This window comes from Streptococcus sp. 2022WUSS037, assembly GCF_044427225.1.
Classification (GTDB): domain Bacteria; phylum Bacillota; class Bacilli; order Lactobacillales; family Streptococcaceae; genus Streptococcus.
Genome location: NZ_JAOTGJ010000046.1, coordinates 1 through 10,206 on the forward strand (window position 1 = coordinate 1; position 10,206 = coordinate 10,206).

Consider the following 10,206-nt stretch of genomic DNA (forward strand, 5'->3'; position numbering starts at 1 on the left):
CCTGAGTACAATCCCATCGAGAAAATCTGGGCTCACATCAAAAAACACCTCAGAAAAGTATTACCAAATTGCAATACTTTTCTTGAGGCACTTTTGTCCTACTCTTGTTTCAATTGACTATATTTGTTCTTAGCCGTGTATGTTGGTTTGGTCGCCTGTACATGGCTTTTTTTGTTTGAACTTTAATAATCTTTTGCTAGCCATTCCATGACTTTTGCATAAACTGTTTTCTTAACAGTTCCCCCCTGTACCACTTTTTTATAAGTGATTGGGTTAATACCGATAGCTTGCGCTGTCGCTTTGGCTGTTAGCATGCTATCCGCTTGCTTACGGCGTACGGCTTTTGCTTGTAGCTCAGTTATAATCATAGTTTACCTCCTCTTGTTTTTGTAAGGTTTTTCTTTACTTGACTTTATTTTATAAAACTTTTCTTTACTTATCAACAAGAAATATAAAAATTCTTTACAAGAGCATTTTTTGTATGTTATACTCATGTTTGAGGTGGTGAATATGACCAATATAAAAAATAACTTGAAAGATTTAAGATTAAGTAAAAATCTAACTCAACAAGAACTAGCTGACCAATTAAACTTAAGGCTTTTAGATGGAAAGAAGCCCATTTCTAAAATGAATATTTCCAACTGGGAAAATGGAAAACATTCTATCAAACCAGATGTTGCAAGGTTAATTGCAGATTACTTTGAAGTGCCGCTAAGCTATCTTTTAGGCTATGAAAAAGAAATTAATAGCGCTTTATATGAAATTTTGCCAACTGCCATACAAAAGACTGATGAACAATATGAGCATTACTTGAAAGTATATAAATCATCAATTGTTGGCGCTAATGAACAGTTAGATAATGTTGTAAACTCCTTAAATCCTGATAAAAAGTTTTCACTAGAAGAGACAAGTGAGTTTTTAATAGCTTTAGCTGGTGAGATAACTAAATTAGAAACTTCATCAGAAGCATTGTTAAAACTAAAAGATATTCAAATCAAAAATATTACAATGAAGCATGAACTTGAACATTTCAAAAACTACTTCGAAAATAAGTAGCATACTTAATTGTTAAATAATAACTATCATTCATGTATAAATACCTAACATAACCACGCGCCTTGCCTGCTGATGGAAAGAAAGGTACAAATACATGAATATCAAAGATAAAATCAAAAAGAACGGTCAAAAAGTTTACTATGCTAGTGTCTATCTAGGCGTTGACCAACTAACGGGCAAGAAAGCCCGTACAACTGTTACAGCAACCACTAAAAAGGGGGTTAGAGTAAAAGCTCGTGATGCTATCAATGCTTTTGCTGCTAACGGCTATACAGTTAAAGACAAGCCGACAATTACCACATATAAAGAGCTTGTAAAAGTTTGGTGGGATAGTTACAAAAACACCGTTAAACCAAACACACGCCAATCTATGGAAGGCGTGGTTAGAGTGCATCTACTGCCTGTATTTGGCGATTACAAGCTATCTAAGCTAACGACACCTATTATTCAACAGCAAGTAAACAAATGGGCTGAGAAAGCTAATACTGGGCAAAAAGGGGCGTTTGCTAACTACTCCTTACTCCATAACATGAATAAGCGTATTTTGAAATACGGTGTTTCTATGCAAGTGATAACATATAACCCAGCTAATGATGTTATCGTGCCACGTAAGCAACAAAAAGAAAAAGCTGGTGTAAAATATCGAGATAACAAAGAGTTGAAACAATTTCTTGATTATCTCGATACCTTAGACCAATCAAACTATGAAAACCTGTTTGATGTTGTCTTATACAAGACTTTGTTAGCTACTGGTTGCCGTATCGGTGAGGCTCTAGCTCTTGAATGGTCTGATATTGACCTAGACAATGGTATTATCAGCATTAACAAAACACTCAACAGATTTCAAGAGATAAACTCGCCTAAATCAAGCGCTGGTTATCGTGATATACCAATAGATAATGCTACGTTACTTATGCTCAAGCAATACAAAAACCGGCAACAAATGCAATCATGGCAACTAGGACGGTCTGAAACGGTTGTATTCTCTGTATTTACAGAAAAATATGCCTATGCTTGTAAGTTAAGACAGCGCCTAAATAAACATTTTATGGCAGCTGGCGTGACTAATGTATCATTCCACGGTTTTCGTCATACACATACGACAATGATGCTCTACGCTCAAGCTAGCCCCAAAGATGTACAATACAGACTAGGACACTCTAACTTGATGATGACTGAAAATGTTTATTGGCACACTAACCAAGAAAACGCAAAAAAAGCTGTCTCAAATTATGAAACAGCTATCAATAGTTTATAAGGGTTGCCCAATTTTGGGTTACCCTCTTACTATACCTAATTTTCACTAGGGGTAGTACAAAGGGTAGTAAATTCTAAAAAAGCACCTTGGGATGATGCCCCAAAGTGCTTAATATCAAGGCTTTTAAGCCCTTAACCTCGTAAAGAGATTATTTTCTAAGGAAGTAATCGCTTCACCATCCACAGAAATAAATACATATCCTCCAGGAATAGTCTGACCTGAAATTTGCTTATCACCAGCATGAACAGGATCGATTTTCAAGATGCTTTCTTTAGCCTTTTTCTCGCTGTCAGGAAGACTAGCATCCGTCGGTTTCACTTCTACCTCAGTAGCTTCTTCCTTTTCTGTTTTTCTATCCGAATCTTCTACCAGCTCTTCCTCAATAGCAAGTGGCGTCTCCGTTACCTTGGCTTCGATTTCTGTACTCATAATAGCTGTTTCATCAGCTTTTGCAACTGCTCCCACACCTGTTCCACACCACATAAGCGCAATCATAATAGAAGCTAATCCAACCTTACTCTTTCTCAACGAAAAAATTTCAGTCTGTCTATTCATTTTTTCTCCTTGTTTTCTATCATTTAATACTCAATACACACAGTGCCTACTCTAATTATAGAAAACCAATCTCACATAGTATTATGTTTCGTTTGTTTTTTATCTAATCTGCCCATGCTCATTCCTAAGAATATGCCTCAAAACAAAGCTGGGCTCAAGCCCAATACCACTTCTCTGATTTCGTCTTCCCACTCCCAAAATAAAAAATACCAGCTACACCACATAGCTGATATTTCAGATAATTATTTCCCACTTCTGACACAAGCCTCGTAAGTCTGCTCCATGAGCATGGTAATGGTCATCGGACCAACTCCACCTGGAACAGGGGTAATATGACTAGCAACTTCTGATACCTCATCGTATTTGACATCACCGATTAGCTTGCCATTTTCATCACGATTCATACCAACATCAATCACCACGGCACCTGGCTTAACAAATTCCTTGGTCACAAAATGACCACGACCAATGGCAACAACAAGAATATCGGCCTGACGAGCAAGCTCTGGCAAGTTTTTGGTACGAGAATGCGCAATCGTTACAGTAGCATTGGCATCCAATAACAGCTGTGCCATCGGTTTACCAACAATATTAGAACGACCAATAACTAAAGCTGACTTCCCTTCCAGCTCAATCTGATATTCCTTGAACATTTCCATAATTCCTGCTGGGGTAGATGGAATCATGACAGGATGACCTGACCAGAATTTCCCCATGTTAGTCGGATGAAAACCATCCACATCCTTATCTGGGTCAATGGCCAACAAGACCTTCTCCTCGCTGATATGGGCTGGTAAGGGCAATTGCACCAAAATACCATGCCATTCATCATCCTGATTATAGCGCTCAATCAAATCCAACAAGTCTGACTCAGAAATCGTATCTGGAACGCGAACAACCTCACTCTTGAATCCAGCAGCTAGAGCTGACCGCTCCTTATTCCGTACATAAACCTGACTAGCAGGATTTTCGCCAACTAAAATAACTACAAGACCTGGTACCAAACCCTTTTCTTCTTTTAATCGAGCAGTTTTCTCTGCCAAGGCAGCCTGCATTTTTACACCTAGTGCTTTCCCATCAATGACCGTCATACCTACACTCCTTTTGTTTTTTCTATTATACCCTAAAATTCTCCGACTGACTATACTTGTACAAAGTAGAATATAGCATGTAGCAAAAAACTCCGAACAATATCGGAGTCGTACTTATTTGTTCATTTATAGTCTTTTAGTTTACTTTTAGTACTAGGCAACGAGCTGCAGACAGTACTGGAGTACGGCAAAGCGAGTTAACGAAGTAATAAAAGAAAAACTAAATGACTATATTACAAGACCTTAGACAAGAAATCCTTAGTCCGTTCTTCCTTGGTATGTTCAAAGACTTCTTCAGGCGTTCCATCCTCCACGATGACACCACCATCCATAAAGATAACCCTGTCAGCTACCTCACGCGCAAATCCCATCTCATGAGTCACGATAACCATGGTCATCCCTGACTTAGCCAAATCCTGCATAACAGCAAGAACTTCACCAACCATTTCAGGGTCTAGCGCAGAGGTCGGTTCATCAAAAAGTAGGACATCTGGGTCCATGGCCAGACCACGTGCAATAGCGATCCGCTGTTGCTGACCACCTGAAAGGCTTTGTGGATAGGCATTCGCCTTATCTGGCAATCCTACCTTTTCAAGTAATTCCTTAGCCTTCTTCTCAGCCTCATCCTTTGCAATTCCCTTTGTTTTAATAGGTGATAAAGTAATATTATCTAATACCGTCATATTCGGAAAAAGATTGAACTGTTGAAAAACCATTCCCATCTTTTCACGCATCTTGAAAATATCATTTGACTTGTCAGTAATATCAACACCTTCAAATGTAACAGTTCCCTTGGTCGGTACTTCTAAGAGGTTCATTGTACGTAAGAAAGTCGATTTCCCTGACCCTGATGGACCGATAATAACGACTACCTGACCTTGTTGAATATCTAAATCAATTCCTTTTAGAACCTCATTCTTTCCGAAGTACTTATGTAAATCCTTGATAGAAATAATTGCATTAGACATGGAACTGCCCTCCCTTGTTCAACTTTTTCTCAAACGACTGAATAATCACTGTTAGCACCGTTGTCATAATTAGATAATAGCTCGCTGCAAATACAAGTGGTGTTAAAGGAATATAAGAAGTGGATTGAACTGTCTGAGCACCGTTCCATAATTCCATCACACCGATGGTTGACAAAAGTGAACTATCCTTAACAATAGTCACAAATTCATTTCCCAAGGCTGGAAGAATATTCTTGATAGCCTGTGGCATGATAACGTAACGCATGGCCTGCTTTGGTCTAATACCAAGCGAATAAGCAGCTTCCAACTGTCCTTTTGGTACAGCATTAATACCTGCACGAACAGTTTCAGATACATAGGCACCCGAGTTCATCGAAATAACAATGATACCTGGAATCAAGCGTGTCAAATCAACCGTCAAAATTCCTAGCTGAAAAGTTGGTGCTACAAAATGTGTCATAGCAAAAGCAATCATAATCTGGACAATCATCGGTGTCCCACGGAAAATCCAGACATAGATATTGGCAGTCCAAGCTAACACTTTATACTTACTACGCTGAGCAAAGGCAAGCAACACACCTAAAATACTACCAAAAAATACTGAGAAAAATGCAATAATGAGGGTAACAATTGCCCCATAATTAAAATAAGCCCAATACTCAGGCAAAAAAGAAAAATTCATTCATCTTACTCCAATTCTGTCATTTAGAGTCTATTATACCATTTTTGAATATTTATGCAATACTTTTGTTTATAATATTCATTTTACATAAGAAAAAAGCACCCTTAGGTGCCTCTCACTTCTTCTTAGTACAATAGCTCATAGATTTCCATTGCAATCAAGTCGATGCTATCAAACGCGTACGTTTCACGAGCAGCAACATCACGCAAGGTAAATACTGAACCATTTTCCTCGTCATAGCTATAAGCCACTTCTGCAACAACAATACCATCACGTTCGAAATTACGTTTCAACGTACCGCCGTCATTAGCCATAGCTTCCAGACGATTGATAATTCTCACCAAATGTGATTCCATATTCGTTCTCCTAATCCTTTTTATAGGAATATTTTACCACATATTGCCAAAAAAGTCTTATTTTTTCCCTATTTTCTTCCTATCGCCCTATTTTTCATAGAAAGTTTTTCCAAGCGTAGCAGTTTCTTGATTTTTCTATGAATCTTGTTATAATAAAGTTAGAACTGACCTTTTTTGACTATTCAACAATAGGTCACATTTTTCACAGAAAGAGGTAGAATTATGCTCTGCAAAAATTGTAATATCAACGACGCAACGATCCATCTCTACACCAACTTAAACGGTAAACAGCAGCAGGTAGACCTCTGTCACAACTGCTACCAAATCATGAAAACAGACCCAAATAATGCCATCCTAAAAGGCTTAGGAGATTTAACAAATCCTAACAATATGGATCCCTTTAGTGAATTCTTCAATCACCTAGGTGGCTATCCTGGCAATACCCCTGCCGGAAAAAATCGCGAACAGACTCCTCCCACTCAAGCCGGTGGGCATAATGGACGTGGTGGACAAACCCCTCCTCCGCAACAACCCCAACAACCAAATGGACTCCTTGAAGAATTTGGTATCAACGTTACCGAAATTGCCCGTCGTGGGGATATTGATCCAGTAATCGGTCGCGATCAAGAAATTACCCGTGTCATCGAAATTCTCAACCGTCGTACAAAAAACAACCCTGTTCTTATCGGTGAGCCTGGTGTAGGTAAAACAGCGGTTGTTGAAGGCTTGGCTCAAAAAATTGTCGATGGCGATGTCCCACAAAAATTACGAGACAAGGAAGTCATTCGTCTAGATGTTGTCAGCCTCGTACAAGGAACAGGTATCCGTGGACAATTTGAAGAACGCATGCAAAAACTCATGGAAGAAATCCGTAATCGTCGCGAAATCATTCTTTTTATTGACGAGATTCACGAAATTGTCGGTGCTGGATCTGCAGGCGATGGTAACATGGATGCAGGCAATATCCTCAAACCAGCCCTCGCACGTGGTGAAATGCAACTAGTCGGTGCAACAACGCTCAACGAGTACCGTATTATCGAAAAAGATGCCGCCCTAGAACGCCGTATGCAACCTGTAAAAGTTGAAGAACCAAGTGTCGAAGAAACCATTACCATCCTCAAAGGTATCCAAAATAAATACCAGGATTACCATCATGTTAAATACTCTGATGCTGCTATCGAAGCTGCCGCAGTACTGTCCAACCGCTACATTCAAGACCGTTTCCTCCCAGACAAAGCTATTGACCTTCTGGATGAAGCTGGTTCAAAAATGAATTTGACCCTCAACTTTATTGATCCAAAGGAAATTGACCAACGCCTGATTGATGCCGAAAATCGTAAGGCACAAGCTACACGGGATGAGGACTATGAAAAAGCAGCCTATTTCCGTGACCAAATTGCTAAGTACAAGGAGATGCAAAAGGCAACTATCAGCGAAGAAGATATTCCACTCATTACTGAAAAAGAAATTGAGGCCATCGTTGAGCAAAAAACAAATATCCCTGTTGGTGATTTAAAAGAAAAGGAACAGTCCCAGCTTGTGAACCTCGCTAGTGACTTAAAAGCCCATGTTATCGGACAAGATGAAGCCGTTGACAAGATTGCTAAAGCCATCCGCCGTAATCGTGTCGGTCTCGGTGCTCCAAATCGTCCCATTGGCTCCTTCCTCTTTGTCGGACCAACAGGTGTCGGTAAAACCGAATTGTCTAAACAATTAGCTATCGAACTCTTCGGTTCGGCTGACAGCATGATCCGCTTCGACATGTCCGAATACATGGAAAAACACGCTGTAGCTAAACTCGTCGGAGCTCCTCCAGGCTATGTAGGCTATGAGGAGGCTGGACAATTGACTGAAAAAGTCCGTCGTAATCCTTACTCACTCATCCTCCTTGACGAAGTTGAAAAAGCCCACCCAGATGTCATGCACATGTTCCTTCAGGTCTTAGACGATGGGCGTCTGACAGATGGACAAGGGCGGACAGTCAGCTTCAAAGATACCATCATCATCATGACATCAAATGCTGGTACTGGAAAAGTTGAAGCAAGTGTCGGTTTTGGTGCGGCTATGGAAGGTCGGACTCAATCAGTCCTTGGCCAACTTAGCAATTTCTTCACACCTGAATTTATGAACCGATTTGACGGCATTATTGAGTTCCAACCACTGAGCAAGGAAAACCTACTTGAAATCGTCAGCCTCATGCTAGACGATGTAAACAAACGCCTTTCTCACAATGGCATCAGCCTCCATGTAACAGATAAAGTTAAGGAGAAATTAGTGGACCTTGGCTACGATCCTAAGATGGGAGCTCGTCCACTCCGCAGAACCATTCAAGATCAGATTGAAGATGCAATCACAGACTTCTACTTAGAACATCCAGCAGAAAAAGACCTACGTGCTGTCATGTCAAGTAAAGGTACAATTCAAATCAAGGCACAAACAAAGACAAAATAAGAAAATAGAGCTGCTCCCTACGAGTAGCCTATTTTACTGTTTTGATACTCTATTTTTCTAAATTTTCCCCATCTCCATCCTATAAAAAAACTTTACTTTGTAAAGCCTATCACAAGGAAAAATAATAAAAAAGTGGTATAATGTATACAACTCATTCCAATTATGAAAGAGGATAGAATTGCCTATGGAGAAAATCGCTGTATTTGGAGAAAAGAAGGCTGGCGTCAGCTACCAGAGTCGCTTTGGTGTTTACGCAGTTATCCCAGATGAAAAGAAAGAACAAATCATACTCGTTCAAGCACCAAACGGAGCTTGGTTTCTTCCTGGTGGAGAAATTGAAAAGGGAGAAAATCACCTCATTGCCTTGGAGCGCGAATTGATGGAAGAGCTTGGATTCACCGCTGAAATCGGAAAATACTTTGGTCAGGCTGACGAATACTTCTACTCTAGCCACCGCGATACCCATTTCTATAATCCAGCCTACATCTATGAAGTAACTAGCTACCATCAAATAGGACAACCACTAGAAGATTTCAACCATATTGCCTGGTTCCCAGTCAATGAAGCCATCGATAAACTCAAACGTGGTAGTCACAAATGGGGCATTGAACAATGGAAATTGCAAGAAAATTCATTCAATAACTAGTAAAAACACTCTAATCGTGCTATAATGTAGCCAAAGAGATAGAGGAGGTTCCACATGAAAATCATTAACACGACAAATAGTCATCCCAATCTTGTCCAAAGCCAGTTGGCTAATACTGATGCTTTCCTAGTAGAGACTTATTCTGCAGGGAATACAGACGTTATTTTCACACAGGCACCCCGTCATTATGAACTCTTGATCAGTAATAAATACCGTGCAGTACAACAAAATGAAATCGAGCAAATTCGTGATTTCTTCCTTCATCGAAAAATTGATGAACGAACTATTAACAAGGCTGCCATTCAAACGATTCACACAGACCGTTTGATTGAAATGTCTATTCCCATTATCGCAGAAGTGTAAGAAGCCAATTGGACAATGTCATTAAGTTAAGGATCCTACTCCAATTTTTATTGGATAGGGTCTTTTTATTTTTCGATAAAGTGATAGACTAAAATCAAAAAGGAGTTTTCCCATGGTTCAGTCTATTCAAACAATCCTAGAATCTTGCATCTCACAACTCTCATCGAACAGTTCTTCTTATGTTGTCCAACCAGATAAAGACTTTACCCGTTCCAGAAAATGTTCCTTCCAACAAATGGTTTCCGCTATCCTAAACATGGGCGGTCAAACGCTATCAAAAGAACTCATCAATCAAAATTTTCCAATTTCTAAAGTTGCTTTTGTTCAAAATCGGTATAAAATTAAGCACCAAGCCTTTCAAGATCTCTTCAAAAATTTTACACAGGCTGTTCTTCCAAAAACAGAACTTCCTATTCTGGCTGTAGATGGATCAGATATCCATATTCCAGCCATTCCTGAGGACACCGCCTCTCATTTTCCTTCAAAAACAGGTGGAAAAGCCTATAATCTCCTACACTTAAATGCCCTATTTGATTTAGAAAGTGAGCTCTATTGTGATGCCTTGGTTCAAAAGAGACGAGATGTTGATGAACGACAAGCTCTGATTGACATGATGGAGAATTCTCCCTTTCGAACAAGCACTCATTGTGGCCGATAGGGGGTATGAATCTTATAATTTGATGGCTCATTGCCAAGAAAAAGGCTGGTTCTATCTGATTCGGATTCGAGATGGGAAAAACAGTATGAAGCAAAGTTTGGACCTACCTCATACAGAAACCT

Annotated in this window: 13 protein-coding genes and 1 pseudogene; 8 read left to right on the forward strand and 6 right to left on the reverse strand. The window is 39.6% G+C overall.

Annotated features, from left to right (window positions below; all coding sequences use genetic code 11):
• Window positions 1-117, forward strand: a pseudogene (locus ODU55_RS10825) (IS630 family transposase); the annotation flags it as partial.
• A 65-nt stretch (window positions 118-182) separates the two neighbouring features.
• Here ODU55_RS10825 and ODU55_RS10830 read toward each other — a convergent pair.
• The gene (locus tag ODU55_RS10830) at window positions 183-368 is read right to left on the reverse strand and encodes a hypothetical protein (RefSeq protein ID WP_398582829.1); all 186 of its coding nucleotides are present in this window, start codon (window positions 366-368) and stop codon (window positions 183-185) included.
• A gap of 142 nt (window positions 369-510) precedes the next feature.
• Between ODU55_RS10830 and ODU55_RS10835 the strand changes: the two genes are divergently transcribed.
• Both ODU55_RS10835 and ODU55_RS10840 read left to right on the forward strand, forming a co-directional pair.
• Window positions 511-1,056, forward strand: a complete 546-nt coding sequence (locus tag ODU55_RS10835; RefSeq protein WP_024406006.1) for a helix-turn-helix domain-containing protein — start codon at window positions 511-513, stop codon at window positions 1,054-1,056.
• A gap of 94 nt (window positions 1,057-1,150) precedes the next feature.
• On the forward strand, window positions 1,151-2,314 hold the full coding sequence (locus ODU55_RS10840; protein WP_398582830.1) for a tyrosine-type recombinase/integrase: 1,164 nt from the start codon (window positions 1,151-1,153) through the stop codon (window positions 2,312-2,314).
• Window positions 2,315-2,437: 123 nt separating this feature from the next.
• On the opposite strand, the gene ODU55_RS10845 is transcribed toward ODU55_RS10840, so the two are convergent.
• From ODU55_RS10845 to ODU55_RS10865, 5 genes are all read right to left on the reverse strand, one after another.
• Window positions 2,438-2,869 (reverse strand): YSIRK-type signal peptide-containing protein, encoded by a 432-nt coding sequence (locus tag ODU55_RS10845; RefSeq protein ID WP_398582831.1) that lies wholly within the window; start codon window positions 2,867-2,869, stop codon window positions 2,438-2,440.
• Window positions 2,870-3,111: 242 nt separating this feature from the next.
• A complete protein-coding gene (locus ODU55_RS10850) occupies window positions 3,112-3,960 on the reverse strand; it encodes a bifunctional methylenetetrahydrofolate dehydrogenase/methenyltetrahydrofolate cyclohydrolase (RefSeq protein WP_105146486.1) in 849 nt (282 codons plus the stop codon).
• 233 nt (window positions 3,961-4,193) lie between these two features.
• A complete protein-coding gene (locus tag ODU55_RS10855) occupies window positions 4,194-4,928 on the reverse strand; it encodes an amino acid ABC transporter ATP-binding protein (protein ID WP_002943067.1) in 735 nt (244 codons plus the stop codon).
• A complete protein-coding gene (locus ODU55_RS10860; protein WP_002938702.1) occupies window positions 4,921-5,610 on the reverse strand; it encodes an amino acid ABC transporter permease in 690 nt (229 codons plus the stop codon). Before ODU55_RS10860 ends, ODU55_RS10855 begins: the two co-directional genes overlap by 8 nt.
• A gap of 125 nt (window positions 5,611-5,735) precedes the next feature.
• Complete coding sequence (locus ODU55_RS10865) at window positions 5,736-5,966, reverse strand: DUF1797 family protein (protein WP_002938704.1); 231 nt, start codon at window positions 5,964-5,966, stop codon at window positions 5,736-5,738.
• A gap of 222 nt (window positions 5,967-6,188) precedes the next feature.
• Between ODU55_RS10865 and ODU55_RS10870 the strand changes: the two genes are divergently transcribed.
• The 5 genes from ODU55_RS10870 to ODU55_RS10890 form a co-directional block, all read left to right on the forward strand.
• Window positions 6,189-8,417: an AAA family ATPase gene (locus ODU55_RS10870; protein WP_398582832.1), complete on the forward strand. Its 2,229-nt coding sequence runs from the start codon at window positions 6,189-6,191 to the stop codon at window positions 8,415-8,417.
• 184 nt (window positions 8,418-8,601) lie between these two features.
• Window positions 8,602-9,063: an NUDIX hydrolase gene (locus ODU55_RS10875; protein WP_002938708.1), complete on the forward strand. Its 462-nt coding sequence runs from the start codon at window positions 8,602-8,604 to the stop codon at window positions 9,061-9,063.
• Window positions 9,064-9,117: 54 nt separating this feature from the next.
• A complete protein-coding gene (locus ODU55_RS10880) occupies window positions 9,118-9,426 on the forward strand; it encodes a DUF1827 family protein (protein WP_002938710.1) in 309 nt (102 codons plus the stop codon).
• Between the two features lie 112 nt (window positions 9,427-9,538).
• Complete coding sequence (locus ODU55_RS10885; RefSeq protein WP_398582833.1) at window positions 9,539-10,084, forward strand: hypothetical protein; 546 nt, start codon at window positions 9,539-9,541, stop codon at window positions 10,082-10,084.
• A 22-nt stretch (window positions 10,085-10,106) separates the two neighbouring features.
• The coding region (locus ODU55_RS10890; protein ID WP_398582816.1) for a hypothetical protein at window positions 10,107-10,206 on the forward strand (100 nt) is incomplete at its 3' end.

Coding starts and splice junctions, on each gene's coding strand:
- ODU55_RS10850 (WP_105146486.1), bottom strand. CDS start 3,960: ATGACGGTCATTGATGGGAAAGCACTAGGTGTAAAAATGCAGGCTGCC.
- ODU55_RS10880 (WP_002938710.1), top strand. CDS start 9,118: ATGAAAATCATTAACACGACAAATAGTCATCCCAATCTTGTCCAAAGC.
- ODU55_RS10845 (WP_398582831.1), bottom strand. CDS start 2,869: ATGAATAGACAGACTGAAATTTTTTCGTTGAGAAAGAGTAAGGTTGGA.
- ODU55_RS10840 (WP_398582830.1), top strand. CDS start 1,151: ATGAATATCAAAGATAAAATCAAAAAGAACGGTCAAAAAGTTTACTAT.
- ODU55_RS10870 (WP_398582832.1), top strand. CDS start 6,189: ATGCTCTGCAAAAATTGTAATATCAACGACGCAACGATCCATCTCTAC.
- ODU55_RS10855 (WP_002943067.1), bottom strand. CDS start 4,928: ATGTCTAATGCAATTATTTCTATCAAGGATTTACATAAGTACTTCGGA.
- ODU55_RS10860 (WP_002938702.1), bottom strand. CDS start 5,610: ATGAATTTTTCTTTTTTGCCTGAGTATTGGGCTTATTTTAATTATGGG.
- ODU55_RS10835 (WP_024406006.1), top strand. CDS start 511: ATGACCAATATAAAAAATAACTTGAAAGATTTAAGATTAAGTAAAAAT.
- ODU55_RS10875 (WP_002938708.1), top strand. CDS start 8,602: ATGGAGAAAATCGCTGTATTTGGAGAAAAGAAGGCTGGCGTCAGCTAC.
- ODU55_RS10865 (WP_002938704.1), bottom strand. CDS start 5,966: ATGGAATCACATTTGGTGAGAATTATCAATCGTCTGGAAGCTATGGCT.
- ODU55_RS10830 (WP_398582829.1), bottom strand. CDS start 368: ATGATTATAACTGAGCTACAAGCAAAAGCCGTACGCCGTAAGCAAGCG.
- ODU55_RS10885 (WP_398582833.1), top strand. CDS start 9,539: ATGGTTCAGTCTATTCAAACAATCCTAGAATCTTGCATCTCACAACTC.